We start from the raw sequence: 18,693 nt of genomic DNA, 5'->3' as shown, positions 1-18,693 counted from the left end.
TCATAACGGCTTCACGTGGTTGTCTTTTGTTTCGTCCGCTTTAGTGTGTCGAGCGCAAACGAGGCAGGAGATGTAGCCGATGGCATTGCAGGCAGGCGGGAATGCGGGCTGGTGGCGCGGAGCGGTGATCTATCAGGTCTACCCGCGCTCGTTTCAGGACACGAACAGCGATGGGCTCGGCGATCTCAAAGGCATCACCCGCCGGCTGCCGCATATCGCCAGCCTCGGCGTCGATGCGATCTGGCTTTCACCCTTCTTCAAGTCTCCCATGGCCGACATGGGTTACGACGTGTCCGATTATTGCGACGTCGACCCGATCTTCGGCACGCTCGCCGATTTCGACGAGATGATGGCCGAGGCGCACAGGCTCGGCATCAAAGTCATCATCGACCAGGTGATCTCGCACACCTCCGACCGACATCCCTGGTTTGTCGAGAGCCGGGCGAGCCGGAGCAATGCGAAGGCGGACTGGTATGTCTGGGCCGACCCGAAGCCGGACGGGACGGCGCCGAACAACTGGCTGTCGATCTTCGGCGGGCCGGGCTGGGAATGGGACGGCGTGCGCCGGCAATATTACCAGCACAATTTCCTGACGTCGCAGCCCGACCTCAATTTCCACAACGCAGAAGTGCAGGAGGCGGTGCTGGAGACGGTGAAGTTCTGGCTCGATCGCGGCGTCGACGGCTTCCGGCTGGACACGGTCAACTATTATTTCTGCGACAAGCAACTCAGAAGCAATCCGCCGCACGAGCCCGATACCAATGATGGGGGCCTCGATGCGCCCGACACCAATCCCTATGGCATGCAGAACCACCTCTACGACAAGACGCAGCCGGAAAACATTGGCTTCCTCAAGCGCTTCCGCGCACTGCTCGACCGCTATGAGGATCGCACGACCGTCGGCGAAGTCGGCGACGGTGCACGCTCGCTGAAAACGGTGGCCGCCTATACGAGCGGCGATGACAAGCTGCACATGTGCTACACGTTCGATCTGCTGGGACCGGATTTCACCGCCGCACATATCCGCGGCTGCGTCGAAGCCTTCCAGAAGGTGGTGACCGACGGCTGGGTCTGCTGGGCATTCTCCAATCACGACGTCATGCGCCATGTCAGCCGGTTCGCGCTGACCGAAGAGGAGCGGCCCGTCATCGCCAAGCTCGCGATCTCCGTGCTTGCGGCGCTGCGCGGTTCGATCTGCCTTTACCAGGGCGAGGAGCTCGGACTGCCGGAAGCGGAGCTTGCCTTCGAGGATCTGCGCGATCCCTACGGCATCCGCTTCTGGCCGGCCTTCAAGGGCCGCGACGGATGCCGCACGCCGATGCCTTGGGAAGCCAGCAAGGCGCATGCAGGCTTCACCTCGGCTGAAAAGAGCTGGCTGCCGGTGCCTTACGAGCAGGCTGCGCTTTCCGTGGATACGCAGGAGGACAGCAACAGCTCGGTGCTGCACCACTACCGCAGGACGCTCGCCTTCCGGAGGAGCCAGCCGGCGCTTGGTGACGGCGAGATGACCTTCATCGGCACCAACCAGGACCTGCTCGCCTTCACCCGCGAAAAGGGTGAAGAGAAACTGCTGTTCGTTTTCAACCTGACGCGCAAACCGGCGGAATTCCGCCTGCCTGACGGCATGGTGTTCGGAGAGCCGTTGACCATGCCGGGGTACGAGGCTGTGGACGGAGCCGGAACGGTCACGCTTGCAGCGCTGGACGGGTTCTGTGCGCGGGTTGGTGGCCTCTCGAAGCTGCTCGGGACGGTGCCCGTTGCGAAACCTGTTGAGAGTGAATGGCCGGAAGCCTGGCAGTAAGCACTCCAACCCTGGCGCTACTCACCCGATCAGCGCGAATTTGTCCACATCGACCATGCCGCGGTCGGAAATCTTCAGATGCGGGATGACGGGCAGCGGCAGGAAGGCCAACTGGAGGAATGGCTCTTCCAGCGTGGCGCCGAGTGCCAAGGCGGCCTTGCGCAGATGGTGCAGCGTGTCGCGCACCTTCTCGTAGGGTTCCAGACTCATCAGGCCGGCGACGGGCAGGGCGATTTCGCCGGTTATCTTGCCGTCCTCGACCACGACGAAACCACCCTTGATCTCGCCGAGGCGGTTTGCGGCGCGAGCCATGTCGTCCTCATTGACCCCGACGACGCAGATATTGTGGCTGTCATGGCCGACGGTGGAGGCGATCGCACCCTTCTTCAGGCCGAAGCCTTGGACGAAGCCGTTGGCATGGTTGCCGTTCTTGCCGTGGCGCTCGATGACGGCGACCTTGATGATGTCGTTGGTTAGATCGACCGTCGTCTCGTTGCCCTTGGCCGGCAGGCGGTAGCGGCGATGCTCGGTGATGATCTTGCCCGGCATGACGCCGATGACCGATGTTTCGCCCTCGGCGACCGGCACACCGAAATGGGCGGCATTGACCGGCCGGGCCTTGACGCTGTCGAGGCCGATCGGGGCGACCGGTCTGCGCGTGGCAAAAAGCGCGTCGGTGACGCGGCGGCCGGCGGAAAAAACCATCTCTGCACGGCAGCTTTCCAGGCTGTCGAGAACCACGAGATCGGCGCGCCAGCCGGGCGCCACCAGGCCGCGGTCTCTAAGGCCGAAGGCGCGAGCGGCCGAGATCGAGGCGGCGCGGTAGATCGCCAAGGGCTCGACGCCGTTGGCGATCGCCGTGCGGATCATATGATCGAGATGGCCCTGTTCGGCAATATCGAGTGGATTGCGGTCGTCGGTGCAGAGCGCGAGGTAGGGGGAAAGCCGCTCGGTGATGATCGGGATCAGCGCGGCGAGGTCCTTGGACACCGAGCCCTCGCGCACCAGGATATGCATGCCCTTGCGGATCTTTTCCAGCGCCTCGGTGGCGCTCGTGCACTCATGCTCGGTGCGGATGCCGGCCGAGAGATAACCGTTGAGATCCTTGCCGGACAGAAGCGGCGCATGACCGTCGATATGACCGCCCTGGAAGGCGTCAAGCTTGGCCATGCAGATGGGATCCTTGTGGATCACGCCGGGGAAATTCATGAACTCGGCAAGGCCGATCACCTTGGGATGGTCGCGGAAGGGCAGCAGGCTTTCGATCGGCAAGTCAGCGCCCGCAGTTTCGAGATGCGTTGCCGGCACGCACGAGGAGAGCTGGACGCGGATGTCCATGATCGTCTCCAGCGACGATTCCAGGAAGAACTCGATGCCCTCGGTGCCGAGCACATTGGCAATCTCGTGCGGATCGCAGATAGCGGTCGTGACGCCATAGGGCAGGACGCAGCGGTCGAATTCATGCGGCGTCACCAGCGAGGATTCGATGTGCAGATGCGTGTCGATGAAGCCGGGAACGACGGTTCTGCCCGAGATGTCGATCTCGGTCTCGCCCGCATAGTCGCCCGCGGTGCCGACGATGCGGTCGGCGCCGATGGCGATGTCGGAGCGGACGATTTCGCCGGTGACGAGATCGAAGAAGCTGCCGCCCTTCAGCACGATGTCGGCGGGGATACGGCCCACACCCTGGTCGATGAGACGTTCGAGTCTGTTGGTCATGGCACCGCTCACATTGCAACCGATTCCGGAACTTATAACCGATCTGCAGCGACATGCGATGCCCACAAGCGAAACCGGGCGCTTATAGCGCCCGGTCGCAATCTCTATATCCTGATTTATTCCGCAGCGACGATCTTCCCGCCTTCCCACTTGTAAAGCGAGAAGCTTTGCGAGGTCAGGTCGCCGGTCTCGCCGTAGGTGAGCTTGCCGATGGCGGTCGGAACCTCCATCCCATCCTTCAGAGCAGCCGCGACGGCTTCCGCATCCTCGGCGCTGCCGGCCTTTTCGATGCCGGCTTTCAGAACTTCGACGGCGGCATAGGCGTTGAGGGTGAAGGCCTCGGCCGGAATGTTCTTGGCGGCGAGCGCATCGGCAGCCGTCTTGGAGTCCGGGCTCTTGGTGGCGTCGGAAGCATTGGTGAACAGCGTGCCTCCCGCCGCATCGGTGCCGATCGCCCAGAATTCGGTGTTCGAGAGGCCGTCGCCACCGATGATCATCGCGTTGGCGGAGAGGTCATGCAACTGGCGGGCGAGCAGGCCGCCCTCCGGGTGGTAGCCGCCGAAATAGACGATGTCGACCTTCTCGGACTTGATACGGGTGGTGAGGGCGCTGAAATCCTTGTCGCCAGGGGTGATCGCGTCATTGACGACTTCGGTGACGCCGCCGGCGTTCAGCGTTGCCTTGAAGGCGTCGGCAAGACCTTTGCCGTAGGCGCCCTTGTCGTTGACGATGGCGATGCGTTTGTCCTTGAAATTCTTCAGCACGTATTTGGCGGCGACTTCGGCCTGTTGATCGTCGCGGCCGCAGGTGCGCAGCACATTGGTGAGGCCGCGCTTGGTGAGGTCCGGGGCTGTTGCGGTCGGGGTGACCATCAGCACGCCGTTTTCAGCCAGAACGTCCGACACCGGGATCGCAACGCCCGATGTCACCGGGCCGACGACGAAGCGGATGCCGTCGCCAACAACCTTGTTGGCGGCGGAAACGCCCTGCTTCGGTTCGCCGGCATCGTCGGCCAGTTCCAGCACGACCTTCTCGCCGAGAATGCCGCCCTTCTTGTTGATCTCGTCGACGGCAGTCTGAGCGCCGTTCTTCACCTGATCGCCATAGGCGGCGACGGGACCGGTCAGCGGCGCGATCAGGCCGATGGTGATGTCGGCATGAGCAAGGGGCGCAAAGGCGAGTGACGCGACGAGGGTCGCCGTCAATGTCTTGAGGGTCATTGTCTGTCTCCTTGGATGGGGTCGTCGACCCGCGATGATGTGCCGCGCCGGCTTTCCCGATCATTCAACAGACTCCAGAGGCTGCGCCAAGGACGATCGGTAACGGTGCGATCAGCGAACCCGCCGGCCATGTTTGACTCGGGGAGGGCTCATGGCAAGATTTCTAGAAATTTTGATGGGATTGCGCAAGTTCATAACAAAATGGAAGGAAAATTCGGCGGATCCGGCTGAAAATTCAGTTGGAACGGATCATTTTCTCCGTTTTGTCGCGATTTTCAAAGGCGAGGCGGCGAATGGTCACGACCTGCTTCCGGACAAAATCACATCCATAAGGTTGTCTTTAATTTCCCTATTAACCGTTAGTTTGGCCAATGGCAGTAGTATCCATGGGACCCCGAATACCGCCGCATTGAAAAAGAGAACAATACAAAGAATTAGATAGACCTATCGGGAAACAGAGATCTGCATGCTCAAGCGTATCGACGCCGGTCAGGTGTGTATCGGAATGTTTGTGGAGGTTATCGAGGGCCTGTGGCAGGATCCGTTTTTGTCCAAGCGCAGATTTTCCCTGCGGCGTGAGATTGATGCTGCAAAAATTCGTAAATGCGGCACTGCCGGCGTCGTCATCAATACCAGCAAGGGGCTCGATACCAACGGCCTGCCGGGCCGCGACGTCGAGATCGACATTCAGGCCGCGCGCGAGACCGTCCAGAAATCCGTGCAGTTGCTGGAAGAGGCTTTCGCAAAGCTGCGGAACGGCGATGGAGTCAGCATAGATCACGTGGCGCCGGTGATTTCGTCCGTCTCCAAGTCGATGGATGAGAACCCCGCGGTGTTCCTGAGCGTCACGCGCCTGAAATCAAAGGACGAGGTAACCTTCCTGCATTCCATTTCGGTGAGCGCGCTGATGATCCTTTTCAGCCGTCATCTCGCACTCGACGAGCATACGATTCAGATGCTCGGCACCGCGGGTTTGCTGCACGATGTCGGCAAGCTTGAAATTCCGCTTGAGGTGCTGAACAAGACGGGGCCCCTGGAAAAGGATGAAATCGGCTTGCTTCGGGGCCATCCGGAGAAGGGGCACGCGATCCTGTCGCGGCAGGAGGGCATGTCGGACATCGTTCTCGACGTTTGCCTCAATCATCACGAACGCATCGACGGCAAAGGCTATCCGCGCAGCTTGCCCGCCAGCGAGGTGAGCCTGCACGCGCGGATGGCCACGATCTGCGATGTGTATGACGCCATTACCTCTGTGCGGCCATATAAGGCGCCGTGGAGTGCCAGCCAGGCACTGAAATGGATGTTCGGCGCCGAGGGGCATTTCGATCGCCAGCTCCTGAAAAAGTTCGCCCTCTGCCTTTCCGTCGCCTCTGTGAACTGAGGTTTAAATTTTCAGACGGAAAGACCCGCGAGAACATTGTCTATCGCGGGTCTTTTGATGAGAGCCTCGTGAGCGTCTTCAGATGTTGTTCTGAAAAATGGTCCGCAGCTTGCCGAAGAGTTCGTCGATATGCTGCTTCTCGATGATCAGCGGCGGGGAGAGTGCGATGATGTCGCCGGTGGTGCGGATCAGAAGCCCGCTCTCATAGGCCTTCAGGAAGGCGGTGAAGGCGCGTTTCGTCGGCTCGCCGGCGATCGGGTCGAGTTCAATTGCGCCGATCAGGCCGGTGTTCCTGATGTCGATGACGTTGGGGCAATCCCTGAGTGAATGCAGCGCGTCGGCCCAGTAGTTGGAAAGTTCGCCGGCGCGGGTGAGCAGACCTTCTTCCTTATAGGTGTCGAGCGTGGCAAGGGCTGCGGCGGAAGCGATCGGGTTACCGGAATAGGTATAGCCGTGGAAGAACTCGATCATGTGCTCCGGGCCGTTCATGAAGGCATCATGGATCTCGGAGGTGACGAAGACAGCGCCCATCGGAATGACGCCGTTGGTCAGTCCCTTGGCGGTAGTGATCATGTCGGGCTTGACGTCGTAATATTGCGCGGCGAAGGGGGCACCGAGACGGCCGAAGCCGGTGATGACTTCGTCGAAGATCAGAAGGATGCCATGTTTGGTGCAGATTTCGCGCAGCTTCTGCAGGTAGCCTTTCGGCGGAATCAGGACACCGGTGGAGCCCGCCACCGGCTCGATGATGACGGCGGCGATGGTGGAGGCGTCATGCAGCGTGACGATGCGCTCGAGTTCGGTAGCGATGTCACCGCCATGCTCAGGTTCGCCGCGGGTGAAGTTGTTCTTGCCGGGCTGGTGGGTGTGCGGCATGTGGTCGACACCGGTCAGGAGCGTGCCGAACATCTTGCGGTTGGCGACGATGCCGCCGACGGAGATGCCGCCGAAATTGACGCCGTGATAGCCGCGCTCCCGGCCGATCAGGCGGAAACGCGAACCGTTACCCTTCACGCGGTGATAGGCAAGCGCCACCTTGAGCGCGGTCTCGACGGATTCGGAACCGGAATTCGTGTAGAGGACGTGGTTCATGCCCTCCGGAGCGATATCGACCAGCCGGTTCGCCAGTTCGAACGCCTTGGGATGGCCGAGCTGGAAAGCCGGCGCGTAATCGAGTTCGCCCGCCTGCTCGCGGATCGCTTCGGTGATTTTCGGGCGGCAGTGGCCGGCGTTGACGCACCAGAGACCAGCCGTGCCGTCCAACACCTGACGACCGTCATGGGTGGTATAATACATGTCCTTGGCGCCGACGAATAACCGCGGCTCCTTCTTGAACTGGCGATTTGCCGTAAACGGCATCCAGAAGGCACGAAGATCGTTCGGTGCATTGAGGCGGTTGGACATGCTGTTCTCCTGACCGTTGGCGGCCCGTTCCCAGGGGCTTGTCGCCCGAATTTTTACTGCCCGGTCAAATTATCAGGGCTTCCCAACGCGTCAACGAGAAAAGTCCCGACACAAAAGCGCGACCGGCAAATTGCGAGAGTTGCCGGTCGTTTTGAGTTCAGCTGCTGGAATACGTTGCCGAGATTTGCGGGGAGCATTTCCTACGGCGCGGCACCGGCCGACGTTCCTGTCAGCGCTATCATCAGGCTGCGGATCTGCTTCTGCTCGGAACGAGGTAGATGTCTTCGAGTGTCGCCAGGATCTTCATGACCGGCTCGGATGTACTCGAATAGTAGATGGTTTGGGCGTCGCGGCGGGTCTTGACCAGCTTCTGCGCGCGCAGTTTCGAAAGGTGCTGTGAAAGCGCCGACTGGCTAAGGCCGACTTGTGTGGCAAGCACTCCGACGGCGACCTCGCCTTTTACCAGGCTGCACAGGATCAGCAATCTTTTGGGATTGGCCATGGCTGACAATAGTGCTGCCGCCACATTCGTGTGGTCAGCCAAATCGGGGGTTTCCATATTGTTATCTTCCTAATGCGAAACGTACATCATCTATCTGGTAAGGGCTGTCTGCCGGAGCCCGCGGCAAAATTAGCAACTGGGCTCGAAGATTGTATATACCTAAATTTAAGGTATCGAGTATGCTATTTTAGATATGTTTGAACAAATGTGATCGGAATCCACAGCGAGCGTTTCGAATTCGCATCGCACCAAAAAGTCGCCGGAAATGATCTCAAAACCCGCCGGATCGATCCCGCAGATGCGCCAAGAAGCCGATTTCGGGGCTTTTAAGCGCATGGCAAGGGTTTGCGCCACATCGGAATGGCGCTCTACTAAATCTCGCACTATTTCGGCCGCTTTGGCGGCAACCTCTTCGTTTGCCGGCGATTGGATCATGAGATCCCCGCCGTCGAGATGGTAGGCACGGCCGAAGCCGGCGTTGAGGCTCGCCTGCTCCGGTTTGAGACGGAAGAAGAGGAAATCGGGGAAATCGATATAGAGATTTGCCTTGGGATGGCGATCGAGGAAACGCGTGCGAATGCGCTCGTGGAACCGATGACCATGCTCAATCGGCTCCGCCGTGCATTGGGTCGTCAGCCGGCCATGGGCAAGCGGATCGCCCTTGCCGGGCTCGCCGGTCAGCAGCGAGGCGCGCGGGTCTCTTGCGAGCGCCTTTGTGTGAGCCGAAAGTTTCGAAACCAGGATGACGGGGGCGCCGTCGATATCGGTGGCGAGGAGCACTCGGCTGGCAAAGGGAAAACCAGTATCGGGATCGAGAACGGCAATCGCCGCGTACCGTGCGGAGCGCAACAGCACGCGGGCGAGCCTGCGGGCCTCGTCGTCGGTTTCGCGTAAGGGCGAGGGCTGATCTTTCATACCCGCTTTGTGGCAAAGCGGATCGAAAACATCAAGCGTCCTCCTTGCGGCGATGACGCGTGAGGCCGGCGACGACATCCTGGGCGGTGATCGTGCCGATGACCGTACCGTTTTCCACGATGCCGATGCTGCCCGGCTGGCGGGCGAGTACGTCGAGGACATCGACGAGCGGAGTTGCGGCACGGGCCGTGGCGCTGACGCTCATGCCGGCCGCCGTCTGGCCGAGACCGGGCTGCATGACGTCGGCGGCGGTCAGCATGTTGATCGGGTTGAGGTTCTGCACGAAGTCGGCGACATACTGGTCCGCGGGGTTCTTGACGATGTCGTGCGGCGTTCCGCACTGAATGATCCGGCCGCCCTCCATGATGGCGATGCGATTGCCGATGCGGAAAGCCTCGTCGAGATCGTGGCTGACGAAGAGAATGGTCTTCTTCAGCCGCCGCTGGAACTCCAGGAGTTCGTCCTGCAGGCGGGTGCGGATCAGCGGGTCGAGCGCCGAGAAAGGCTCGTCCATGAGCAGGATCGGGGCGCCGGTGGCAAAGGCGCGGGCAAGGCCGACACGCTGCTGCATGCCGCCGGACAATTCGTTGACCTTGCGGTTCGCCCATTTCGTCAGGTTGACGAGTTCGAGCTGCTCGCCGACGCGGGCCTTGCGTTCGGCCTCCGGCATGCCGGCGAGTTCGAGACCGAAGCCGACATTTTCCGCGACGGTGCGCCAGGGCAGCAGGGCGAACTGCTGGAACACCATGGAGACGGTGTGGGTGCGCAGTTCGCGCAGCGCCTTGGCATTGCATTTGTAAGGATTGACGAGGCCGGTGGTCGTGGAGACCGCGACGTCGCCGCGCACCACGGGAGCGAGCCCGTTGACGGCGCGCAGCAAGGTCGACTTGCCCGAACCGGAAAGGCCCATCAGCACGAGGATCTCGCCTTCCTCGATCGTCAGCGACGCATCGGCGACGCCGAGCACCAGGCCAGTCGCGGCGCCGATCTCGTCACGCGTTTTGCCCTGGTCGGCCATGGCAAGAGCGGCTTCCGGCCGATCGCCGAAGATAATGCTGACATCCTTGAAGCTTACCGCGGTCATGCGCCGTCTCCTTCACCCGCCGTGCGGAACATGCGGTCGAGAATGATCGCCAGGATGACGATACAGAGACCGGCTTCGAAGCCTTTTGCGACATTGACGGTGTTCAGCGCACGCACGACCGGCACGCCGAGACCATCAGCGCCAACGAGTGCGGCGATGACCACCATCGACAGCGACAACATGATAGTCTGTGTGAGACCCGCCATGATCTGCGGCGCCGCGAAGGGGAGCTCGACCTTGCGCAGCACCTGCATCGGCCGCGCGCCGAAGGCGACCGCGGCTTCGACAAGGGAGGGCGGCGTCGAGATAATGCCGAGACGTGTCAATCGAATGGGAGCGGGGATCGCGAAGATGACGGTCGCGATCAGGCCCGGAACCATTCCGAGGCCGAACAGGATCAGTGCCGGGATCAGGTAGACGAATGTCGGAATGGTCTGCATCAGATCAAGTACCGGGCGCATGGCGGCATAGACCCAGGCGCGGCGGGCGGCCGCGATACCGAGTGGAATGCCAATCACCATGCTGACGAAGGTGGAGGCGAGCACGAGGGCGAGCGTCTCCGTCGTCTCCTTCCAGTATCCTTGGTTCATGATGAGCAGCAGCCCAAGACAGGTGAAGAGCGTGATCACGATCGACCGCCGCAGCCAGAAGGCGAGGGCGGAAATAATCGCGATGACGATCAGCGGATGCGGCTTTTGCAGCACGAAGAGCAGGCCGTCGATGACGTGCGACAGCAGAAAGGCAAGCTGGTTGAAGAACCATTCGCCATTCGAGGTCAGCCAGTCCACGAAGGATTTGGCCAATGGGCCGATGGGAATCTTAGAGTCGGTGATCCAATTCAAGAGCGCGCCTATCCAGAAAAAATAACAATCGGACAAAAATGAAGCGGGGCGGCGAACCGCCCCGTTCATGTGATCAAAGGCCGAGGCTGGTCTTGGCGGCCGCCAGAGCGTCGCCCTTGCCGTCGCGGGTCTTGACGCCGGCGAGCCAGGGCTCGAGCGCCGACGGGTTGGCCTTCAGCCATTCGGTAGCTGCGGCTTCCGGCTCCTTGCCGTCGTCGAGGATCTTACCCATGATCTGGTTCTCCATGTCGAGGGAGAACGTCAGGTTCTTCAGCATCGCGCCGACATTTGGGCATTCGCCGAGGTAGCCGGCGCGGACATTCGTGTAGACCTTGGCGCCGCCGAAGTCGGGACCGAAGACGTCGTCGCCGCCCGTGAGATAGGTCAGCTTGAAGTTGGTGTTCATCGGATGGGGTTCCCAACCGAGGAAGACGACGGGCTTGCCTGCCTTCTCGGCGCGAGCGACCTGGGCGAGCATTCCCTGTTCGGAGGATTCGACGACTTCCATATCCTTCATGCCGAAGGTGTTCTTTTCGATCAGATCCATGACGAGGCGGTTGCCGTCATTGCCGGGTTCGATGCCGTAGATCTTGCCGTCGAGATCGTCCTTGTGGGCGGCGATATCCTTGAAGTCCTTAATGCCGAGCTCAGCACCCTTGGCGTTGGTGGCGAGCGTGTACTTGGCGCCAACGAGGTTGGGGCCAAAGGATTCAACCGACTTGTCATCGATATAGGGCCGGACGTCCTTTTCCTGCGTCGGCATCCAGTTGCCGAGGAAGATGTCGATGTCCTTGTTCTTCAGCGAGGTATAGGTGACCGGCACCGAGAGCACCTTGACGTCGGTCTGGTAGCCGATGCTCTTCAGGACGACGGAGGCGGTCGCCGTCGTGGCGGTGATATCAGTCCAGCCGACATCGGAGAAGTGGACGGTGGAGCAGCTGTCGGGATCGGCGGCGAAAGCGGCGGTCGCAACGGAGAGGGCGGCGACGGCAGTTGCAGTGACGAGTTTGAATGCGCTTGTTGTTTTCATTTTAGACTCCCAGTCTTTAGGTCCCCAAGCCAATCACCAATAACCCAGTTTGACAAGCGACCTCAGTGTGTTTGCGTCGTATCGACGGGTGCGATTGCGACGTTCGCAGATTTTTCGCAGTCGCGGTTTTTTGCGCCTTTCGGCGGGTTTCGGGCGTCAATTCCTGTGATTATTGCCGTTGCGGGGCTTTTCTTTGCCGATCCGAGCTTTCAATAAACCGATCAGGGAGAAATCCGATGGCAAAGCTCTATTTCAACTACTCGACGATGAACGCCGGCAAGTCGACGATGCTGCTGCAAGCCTCCTATAATTATCAGGAGCGCGGCATGCGCACGTTGCAGCTGATCGCCGCCTTCGACGAGCGCGCCGGCCGCGGCGTCATCGGTTCGCGGATCGGGCTGGAGGCGAGCGCCATACCCTTCGAGCCGGACGAGGATCTGTTCCGGCTGGTCATGACGCAGAGTGAAGGGGCGCCGATCTCCTGCGTCTTCGTCGACGAGGCGCATTTCATGACGCCTCTCCATGTCTGGCAGCTTGCCCGCATCGTCGACCGACTCGGCATCCCCGTCATGGTCTACGGGCTGAGGACGGATTTTCAGGGCAAGCTGTTTCCGGCCTCCCAGGAGCTTTTGGCGATCGCCGACGAAATGCGCGAGGTGCGCACGATCTGCCACTGCGGGCGTAAGGCGACGATGGTGGTGCGGCTGGACGCGCAGGGGAAGGTGTTGCACGAAGGCGCGCAGATCGATGTCGGCGGCAATGAGAAATATGTCTCACTCTGCCGCAGGCACTGGGATGACGAAATGAATGGGGCCTGGATCGCCGAGCCGGTGTGAGGCGGTGACAGAGCCGGTTTTCTTCGGCGTCTGGAGCGGCTAGCTTGGGCAGAAGATTCTCCGGAGGGATGAGGTGCGCAAAGCTCCGCCGTTCGACAGTCAGTACGAAGCCGCAGGCGGCCTTGCCGAAAAGATTGCGGCCGAGGGAGCCTATTGCGAAGCCTGCATCCGCGGCTTTGACAGCGACCAAACACGATCGGCCGACGAGGTTTTTCTCGAACAGAATGCGCGCTTCCAGGCCCATATCGCCGATGGCGCGGCGCTCGATGCGTTGCTTGCCGAGCTGGTCTTTACATTGGACCGGATGACGGGGGAGGTTTCGGCCGATCTCGACAGTTCCCGCGGATTGACGCTGCGCGAGAAAATGGCCGGCTGGACATCGCGCCAGCGGATGTGGCGCATGTATACCGAACGCGTGCGCGAGGCGCCTGCCATCGAGCGGCTGCTCGATCTCCTCGCGAAATCCGACGCGCTCGCCAGGCTGATTGTAAGCCAGCGCACCTCGATCATCGAACGCCACAAGATAGCCGAACACGGTCTCGTAGGCATTGTCGAGCAACGGCGCCGGCTGGTCGATTCGATCGACATCGCCCGACTGAAGATGAAGGAGCTCAACGCCAAAGCACTGACGACGCAGGGCCGTATCGGCGTCTATGGCAACAGGGCGCACTGGGAACAGATGGAGGCAGCGCGGCGGGCGTTGAAGGCGGAGGCCGAACGAATTTCCGCGGAGGAGCACGAGATGCGGGAGGACAGCCAGCGGCGCGAGCGCTTCATCGGCCTGTTCCAGGCTTTGGTGGATTCGCTGAATGGCCGGATCGGTACCTGCAACGTCTTGCTGCGCAAGCTGATGATCGATGTCGAGGAGCGGCTGATCATCTATCAGGCGCAGGTCGATACCGACCGGCCGGGCATGAAGGCCAGGATCAAGCCGGAGCTTTTCCCCGATATTGCAGCGCCGATCAGGCTGTTCGAGAAGGGGATGCTGGTCGCCCAGGATCTGGAGCGGCGCAAGAGCCGCGTCGACCTGGAAGCCGCAGGAAAGTTTCCTGCTTGGGCCGAGCCGTCGCAGGCAGTGTCGGGAGCGCCGCTCATCGATGCCGCCCGCAGGTCCTTCCGCTTCAGGTTGCCATTTCTGCGCTCCTGATCCGTGACGCCGCGCTGTTCGCGCTGCTTTCATTCGTAAAAATCGGGCGGCTCGTGTTGTGCTCGGGCGGGCGAGCGCATATGTGGATGCAGCGGGGCGGCGATGTCCTCCTGCTTAATTCCTTAACTCGGAACCGATTTAAGGAATTATGCAGCAACTCAAAGTGCTACAGCGTCCTTAGCGCGTGTAAAAGCGCGCGGCGCTGTAGTGTTCGCCTCGCCTGACAGGAGACGACGATGCTTGACCGGATTGCCGGTTTTTTCAGGCTGATCGGCCAGACGATCGGCCGCTGGGCCCGCCTGTTTTCCGCCTGGGCCTTCTGGCCCTTCCTCGCCGCGCATGGCTGGTATCAGCGCCGGAGCTGGATGATCCGGTTGCCGATCGTCGCGTTCGTCGCCCTCTTCGTCATGCTCTACGGCTATTTCTTCTGGCAGACGCAGGTGTGGACGAATTTCAACACCGCTTTCGTCGATCAATATCGGCTTTCCGAACGCAAGGTACCCGCCGGGCAGGAACTGCCGGTCGCCGAAGGGGCGGGTGCTGGGACCGCCAAGACCTGCCAGCGCTCGGCTATCGTCGATGTCGCCGCTGACCTGACCGATTTTAACGTCGACCAGAATGCATGGATTTCCTCCATGCTGCTCTACAAGATGGGCTTCTTCGGCATCGACTGGGACCACACGCCCTTCCTCGACAACAAGGCCTCGTTCCAGCGCGGTATCAACCAAGCCGTTCGTCGGACTTCGGCGGAGCTTGTCGACACGCTCGGGCGCGTGCGTGGCACGTCTGGCATCAACAATGACCTGCAGAGCGCACGCGGCAATCTGCAGTTCGACGAATACAGCTGGTATTTCGGGCTCAATCCCTTCGGCCCGAAGACGCCGACGCCTTCCTTCTACCGTACGGCGATAAGAGACCTGCGCAAGTTCAACACAGATCTCGCCGCCTGCAACGCTGTTTTCGACGGCCGCGCCGACAACCTCATGCAGTTCATCGACCGCATCGCCAACGATCTTGGTAGCACCTCCGACATGCTTGCCGAGCGCTCGGAACACCACAATCGCGGCTGGTTCGACACGCGCGCCGACGACCGATTCTGGTTCGCCTACGGCCAGCTCTATGCCTATTACGCCATCCTGACCGCGGCGCAGGCGGATTTCTCGCAGGTCGTGCGGGAGCGCAATCTGGGCGCGATCTGGGGCGGCACCACGCGGCAGTTCCAGGCGGCACTGCGCATCCAGCCCGCGATCATCTCGAATGGTCGCGAAGACGGCTGGATCATGCCGAGCCACCTCGCCACCATGGGCTTCTATATCCTGAGGGTGCGCTCGAACCTCGTCGAGATCCGGTCGGTGCTCGATCGTTAGGGCGTCGGTCGTCAGCGGCATGCGGTATGATCTTCAAAGCCAACGACGCGCAGCTAGGCTGCTCGAAGCGAAGAGACACGATTCCCCCTATTCACAGGATGACGTGCCGATCCTCTTCTGATTTTTCAGCTGATCAGCTTTAATCGAATTGCTTTGGCTACCAGCTGGGTCCGGTTGACGCAATCGAGTTTTTTGATCGCATTGGTCATATAGGCGTTCACGGTATGGTCCGAGAGCGTCAGGATCTGGCCTATTTCGATCGAGGTCTTGCCCTGTGCCGTCCAGCGCACCACTTCAAGTTCACGCGCCGACAGCGCATTGTGCGCGCTTTCCTCGTTGCGTCTGACCGCATTGAACGCGTCAAGGGCATGCAGAGTGATGATCGCCAGCTCGTTGACCTCGCTCTGGCTGAGCGCCGCACGCTCGCCGCAGAACCAGAAGACCAGGCGCCGGCCATCGACTGCAATGGTCGGCATGGCAACGCCCGCAGGTATCGCATGGCGCAGCATCAAGGCGCGCAGTTCGGCCGGAAAGGCCTGTCCATTGACGGCATCGCTGAGGTGCCAGGCCTGCGGCACGGCCGACTCCCTCAACCGTACGCCGAAAGGGCAACCACGCATCATGTTGGCGCGATCGAAATCTCTGATATAGGCCGCGGGAAGCGAGCTTTCGATCAGCAGCGGCTTTAGGAGAAGGTCTTCCGGTGAGGGAGCGTGCATCAGCGTCGCATAGGACAGTCCGAAGGCCGCGGAGACTCTGCCGAGCCCTTGCGCAAACAGGCTGCGTGTTCCTGCAACAGCAAGTTCCGCCGAAAGCAACGACTGTCTTTCAGAGGTGGTCATGTAAGACATTTGTACGCCTCCGGCAGCCTCAATGTTAACGCTATCAAATACACAAACACCGCCGGAAGCTAGTCCCAATTGCCTTTTGTCAAGCCGATCAGCCCGAAACGCACAGAAATAGTCACAACTGCGCGCGCATCGGTTGAGTTGCGGCTTGCGCAAGTAGCGTTGTGGTATCTTTGACTTCTGCTGCGGCGGGATAGCTGGGGATTCTTCCTGCTCCACGCAGGAAGAGAATCGCGCCGGAAGAGCCTGGGCGGCGGGAGGCGTCGAAATCCGGCTTGCTGCGCCACGATGCAATTGATAAGCGTATCATCATGTATAACTGAGGCGATTTAATCGTGCGCTTTGCACCTGGTTGGCATTTTAAGCATCTGTTTTCTCTGGCAGTACTTGTTGTTCTTTTGTTGAACTTGTCGCTCGGTGCCGCGCCTTCGCAGGCGGCTGGGCAGAAGAAGCAGGCAGGGCAACCCCCGATGCGTTTCATCATCGTGCGCAGCCTCCTCTGCATGGAAGACTGTCCTGAATGGATATCGGCGGAGGGCCGCATAACCTCCGATACTCCCACCCAGCTTAGGAAAGTTCTGAAGAAAATCGGGGACAGGAAACTGCCTGTCGTCTTCCAGTCGGAAGGCGGTGAGGTGGATGCTGCCTATGCGATGGGCCGGATGATCCGCAAGGCAGGCCTGGAAACAGCTATCGGGGGGACGCGACTGAAGGATTGCCCGGAGGATGATGCGCGCTGCGCTGCGGCTATCGCCAAGGATGGCAGCTCGGTCGGCGTCACCTATTCGGATGGTGCATACTGCTTTTCTGCATGTCCCCTGGCCTTCGCCGGCGGCATCTCGCGCGTCTCGTCGCAATGGGCCTTCATCGGCGTCCACCAGATCACGACCGTCTACAACAGGGTGCGTATCTCCTATCGCATCGAATATAAGATCGTGAACGGCAAGAAGACGGAAATTTCGCGCAAGGAGGTTGGACGCAAGGCGGCGGGACAGAGCAGCTCCACCAAGCTCGGCAAGAAGGCCACTGCTGCCCTGAAGATCTATTTGAAGGAGATGGGCGTCAGCGGTGATCTGATCGCTTTGATGATGAGTACGGCTCCTGATCGCATCACGATCGTACCGCCCGCAGATGCACTTCGCATGGGTCTGAACACCGACATGCTGGCTTACAATGAGTGGCCGGGAATGCCGCTCTGCGGGCCGGGTGCAGCCACTGATGCCGCCTGCCACGGCCATTCGGCGGTCGAAGCAGCTGGGGCGCCCGGGCAGTCTGCAGTCGCAGACACAAGCGAGAAACTGCCAACAACCCAGCCGATGGATTTTCTCCTGATGCATCATGGCAATTGTCAGGAGGAGTGCACGCAGTGGATTTCTGCGGAAGGAGACATAACGCGGGATACCCCGGTTCGGCTAAAGGCGATCTTGAAGACGCTCGGCGAAAGAAAGTTGCCGGTCGTGCTTCAGTCCAATGGCGGGGACATGGATGCGGCTTTCGCAATGGGACGCATCATCCGTGCTGCAGGTCTGGAGACCTCGGTTGGCAGAACACGGTTGCCGAACTGCCCGACCCTAAATCCGCGTTGCAAGGCGAGCATGGCCAAAAGCGGGTCGACCGAGGGGGAGGTCTCTGCCGGCGGTGCATACTGCCTTTCGACCTGTGCTCTCGTCTTGATGAGCGGAACGCCGCGGATTGTCGGATATTCCGATATCGGCCTTGTGAGACCCACGACGGCTGAATCTACGAAATTCTTCGCCTATTTCGAAGAAATGGGTGTCAATGCCGAGTCTTTCGAGGCGATGATGATCGCGACCTCGATTGAGCGAAAAGAAATCCCTCGTGCGCAGGCGCTCGAGCTTGGCATCGTCAATGGCATCATCCCTTATGGTGATGAGCCCGGCGATCGCCTGTGTGGACCCGATGCCAAGGAAAGTCTTCGATGCCCCAGAAAAGCTGAGGCAGAGATCGTTCCTGTTGCTGGGGCCTCGAATTGACGCGGAAGGGAACGCCATGACAGCCGGTTTGCCCACGCACTGACGTGACAACCAGTTCGTCGTCCCTCTATCCCTTGTCCTTCAAATCGTTCTTCGATGTCACGCTCATGAGCTTCTCGAGGAAGCCGAGCATGACGGCCGAGGCGACGAAGGCGAGGTGCATCAGAGTCAGCCACATGATCTTGCCGTCGTCGTATTTGTCGGCATTGAGAAAGACCTGCAGCAAGTGGATGGAGGAGATGGCGACGATCGAGGAGGCGACCTTGATCTTGAGGCTACCTGAATCGAGCTTGCCAAGGAAGGAAACCTCGTTGTCCGCATCGCTGGCCTCGTCGAAACGGCTGACGAAATTCTCGTAGCCTGAAATCATCACCATGACGATCAGACTGGCGACGAGGGCGGCATCGATTAGGCCGAGCATGGCAAGGATCATTTCCGCCTCGTCGAGCACGAAAACATCGGCGGCGATTTTCAGGAACTTGTAGCCGAAGGAAACGGCATAGACGGCGAGCGCCGCCACCAGGCCGATATAGAAGGCGACCAGGATCCAGCGGCTCGACAGGATGATGCGCTCGATGATGAGTTCCAGTGCTTTCATGTCTT

At 60.4% G+C, this 18,693-nt stretch carries 17 protein-coding genes; 7 read left to right on the top strand and 10 right to left on the bottom strand.

What is annotated here, in order from left to right:
• Positions 1-79 precede the first annotated feature (79 nt).
• Complete coding sequence (locus NL154_RS14655; RefSeq protein ID WP_434732856.1) at positions 80-1,801, top strand: alpha-glucosidase family protein; 1,722 nt, start codon at positions 80-82, stop codon at positions 1,799-1,801.
• A 21-nt stretch (positions 1,802-1,822) separates the two neighbouring features.
• On the opposite strand, the gene ade is transcribed toward NL154_RS14655, so the two are convergent.
• Entirely contained in the window at positions 1,823-3,520 is a 1,698-nt protein-coding gene (gene ade / locus NL154_RS14650; RefSeq protein ID WP_210630406.1) for an adenine deaminase, read from the bottom strand.
• Positions 3,521-3,636: 116 nt separating this feature from the next.
• The gene (locus tag NL154_RS14645; RefSeq protein ID WP_210630408.1) at positions 3,637-4,740 is read right to left on the bottom strand and encodes a branched-chain amino acid ABC transporter substrate-binding protein; all 1,104 of its coding nucleotides are present in this window, start codon (positions 4,738-4,740) and stop codon (positions 3,637-3,639) included.
• 151 nt (positions 4,741-4,891) lie between these two features.
• On the opposite strand from NL154_RS14645, the gene NL154_RS14640 reads away from it, so the two are divergent.
• Both NL154_RS14640 and NL154_RS14635 read left to right on the top strand, forming a co-directional pair.
• Complete coding sequence (locus NL154_RS14640) at positions 4,892-5,182, top strand: hypothetical protein (protein ID WP_430961390.1); 291 nt, start codon at positions 4,892-4,894, stop codon at positions 5,180-5,182.
• A gap of 24 nt (positions 5,183-5,206) precedes the next feature.
• Positions 5,207-6,121 carry an HD-GYP domain-containing protein gene (locus tag NL154_RS14635; RefSeq protein WP_210630411.1) on the top strand — a complete coding sequence of 305 codons (915 nt, stop codon included), beginning with the start codon at positions 5,207-5,209 and terminating at the stop codon, positions 6,119-6,121.
• A 78-nt stretch (positions 6,122-6,199) separates the two neighbouring features.
• Here NL154_RS14635 and NL154_RS14630 read toward each other — a convergent pair whose 3' ends face one another.
• The 6 genes from NL154_RS14630 to NL154_RS14605 all read right to left on the bottom strand — a co-directional run bounded on the left by NL154_RS14630 (position 6,200) and on the right by NL154_RS14605 (position 11,898).
• Positions 6,200-7,525 (bottom strand): aspartate aminotransferase family protein, encoded by a 1,326-nt coding sequence (locus NL154_RS14630; protein WP_434732855.1) that lies wholly within the window; start codon positions 7,523-7,525, stop codon positions 6,200-6,202.
• A gap of 241 nt (positions 7,526-7,766) precedes the next feature.
• Positions 7,767-8,084 carry an ArsR/SmtB family transcription factor gene (locus NL154_RS14625; RefSeq protein ID WP_064684394.1) on the bottom strand — a complete coding sequence of 106 codons (318 nt, stop codon included), beginning with the start codon at positions 8,082-8,084 and terminating at the stop codon, positions 7,767-7,769.
• 108 nt (positions 8,085-8,192) lie between these two features.
• Positions 8,193-8,942 (bottom strand): HugZ family protein, encoded by a 750-nt coding sequence (locus NL154_RS14620; protein ID WP_434732854.1) that lies wholly within the window; start codon positions 8,940-8,942, stop codon positions 8,193-8,195.
• A gap of 31 nt (positions 8,943-8,973) precedes the next feature.
• Positions 8,974-10,026, bottom strand: coding sequence for a choline ABC transporter ATP-binding protein (choV, locus tag NL154_RS14615; protein WP_210630416.1), 1,053 nt, complete (start codon positions 10,024-10,026; stop codon positions 8,974-8,976).
• A complete protein-coding gene (choW, locus tag NL154_RS14610) occupies positions 10,023-10,868 on the bottom strand; it encodes a choline ABC transporter permease subunit (protein ID WP_434732853.1) in 846 nt (281 codons plus the stop codon). Before choW ends, choV begins: the two co-directional genes overlap by 4 nt.
• Positions 10,869-10,941: 73 nt before the next feature.
• Positions 10,942-11,898, bottom strand: coding sequence for a choline ABC transporter substrate-binding protein (locus NL154_RS14605; RefSeq protein WP_210630419.1), 957 nt, complete (start codon positions 11,896-11,898; stop codon positions 10,942-10,944).
• Between the two features lie 236 nt (positions 11,899-12,134).
• On the opposite strand from NL154_RS14605, the gene NL154_RS14600 reads away from it, so the two are divergent.
• From NL154_RS14600 to NL154_RS14590, 3 genes are all read left to right on the top strand, one after another.
• A complete protein-coding gene (locus NL154_RS14600) occupies positions 12,135-12,734 on the top strand; it encodes a thymidine kinase (protein ID WP_221155628.1) in 600 nt (199 codons plus the stop codon).
• A gap of 73 nt (positions 12,735-12,807) precedes the next feature.
• On the top strand, positions 12,808-13,881 hold the full coding sequence (locus NL154_RS14595; protein ID WP_434732852.1) for a hypothetical protein: 1,074 nt from the start codon (positions 12,808-12,810) through the stop codon (positions 13,879-13,881).
• Positions 13,882-14,117: 236 nt separating this feature from the next.
• A complete protein-coding gene (locus tag NL154_RS14590; protein WP_434732851.1) occupies positions 14,118-15,248 on the top strand; it encodes a DUF2333 family protein in 1,131 nt (376 codons plus the stop codon).
• 125 nt (positions 15,249-15,373) lie between these two features.
• Here NL154_RS14590 and NL154_RS14585 read toward each other — a convergent pair whose 3' ends face one another.
• A complete protein-coding gene (locus NL154_RS14585; RefSeq protein ID WP_210631582.1) occupies positions 15,374-16,099 on the bottom strand; it encodes a helix-turn-helix transcriptional regulator in 726 nt (241 codons plus the stop codon).
• 332 nt (positions 16,100-16,431) lie between these two features.
• Between NL154_RS14585 and NL154_RS14580 the strand changes: the two genes are divergently transcribed.
• On the top strand, positions 16,432-18,090 hold the full coding sequence (locus tag NL154_RS14580) for a hypothetical protein (RefSeq protein WP_434732850.1): 1,659 nt from the start codon (positions 16,432-16,434) through the stop codon (positions 18,088-18,090).
• 67 nt (positions 18,091-18,157) lie between these two features.
• On the opposite strand, the gene NL154_RS14575 is transcribed toward NL154_RS14580, so the two are convergent.
• Positions 18,158-18,688 carry a TIGR00645 family protein gene (locus tag NL154_RS14575; protein WP_210630423.1) on the bottom strand — a complete coding sequence of 177 codons (531 nt, stop codon included), beginning with the start codon at positions 18,686-18,688 and terminating at the stop codon, positions 18,158-18,160.
• Between the last annotated feature and the right edge of the window lie 5 nt (positions 18,689-18,693).

It is taken from the genome of Rhizobium sp. YTUHZ044, assembly GCF_051123975.1.
Classification (GTDB): domain Bacteria; phylum Pseudomonadota; class Alphaproteobacteria; order Rhizobiales; family Rhizobiaceae; genus Rhizobium.
The sequence above is the reverse complement of the archived record's forward strand: the minus strand, read 5'-3'. Positions and strand labels throughout refer to the sequence as shown.

Coding starts and splice junctions, on each gene's coding strand:
- NL154_RS14640 (WP_430961390.1), top strand. CDS start 4,892: ATGGCAAGATTTCTAGAAATTTTGATGGGATTGCGCAAGTTCATAACA.
- NL154_RS14600 (WP_221155628.1), top strand. CDS start 12,135: ATGGCAAAGCTCTATTTCAACTACTCGACGATGAACGCCGGCAAGTCG.
- NL154_RS14575 (WP_210630423.1), bottom strand. CDS start 18,688: ATGAAAGCACTGGAACTCATCATCGAGCGCATCATCCTGTCGAGCCGC.
- NL154_RS14590 (WP_434732851.1), top strand. CDS start 14,118: ATGCTTGACCGGATTGCCGGTTTTTTCAGGCTGATCGGCCAGACGATC.
- NL154_RS14625 (WP_064684394.1), bottom strand. CDS start 8,084: ATGGAAACCCCCGATTTGGCTGACCACACGAATGTGGCGGCAGCACTA.
- NL154_RS14655 (WP_434732856.1), top strand. CDS start 80: ATGGCATTGCAGGCAGGCGGGAATGCGGGCTGGTGGCGCGGAGCGGTG.
- ade (WP_210630406.1), bottom strand. CDS start 3,520: ATGACCAACAGACTCGAACGTCTCATCGACCAGGGTGTGGGCCGTATC.
- NL154_RS14645 (WP_210630408.1), bottom strand. CDS start 4,740: ATGACCCTCAAGACATTGACGGCGACCCTCGTCGCGTCACTCGCCTTT.
- NL154_RS14630 (WP_434732855.1), bottom strand. CDS start 7,525: ATGTCCAACCGCCTCAATGCACCGAACGATCTTCGTGCCTTCTGGATG.
- choV (WP_210630416.1), bottom strand. CDS start 10,026: ATGACCGCGGTAAGCTTCAAGGATGTCAGCATTATCTTCGGCGATCGG.
- NL154_RS14635 (WP_210630411.1), top strand. CDS start 5,207: ATGCTCAAGCGTATCGACGCCGGTCAGGTGTGTATCGGAATGTTTGTG.
- NL154_RS14620 (WP_434732854.1), bottom strand. CDS start 8,942: ATGAAAGATCAGCCCTCGCCCTTACGCGAAACCGACGACGAGGCCCGC.
- NL154_RS14585 (WP_210631582.1), bottom strand. CDS start 16,099: ATGTCTTACATGACCACCTCTGAAAGACAGTCGTTGCTTTCGGCGGAA.
- NL154_RS14605 (WP_210630419.1), bottom strand. CDS start 11,898: ATGAAAACAACAAGCGCATTCAAACTCGTCACTGCAACTGCCGTCGCC.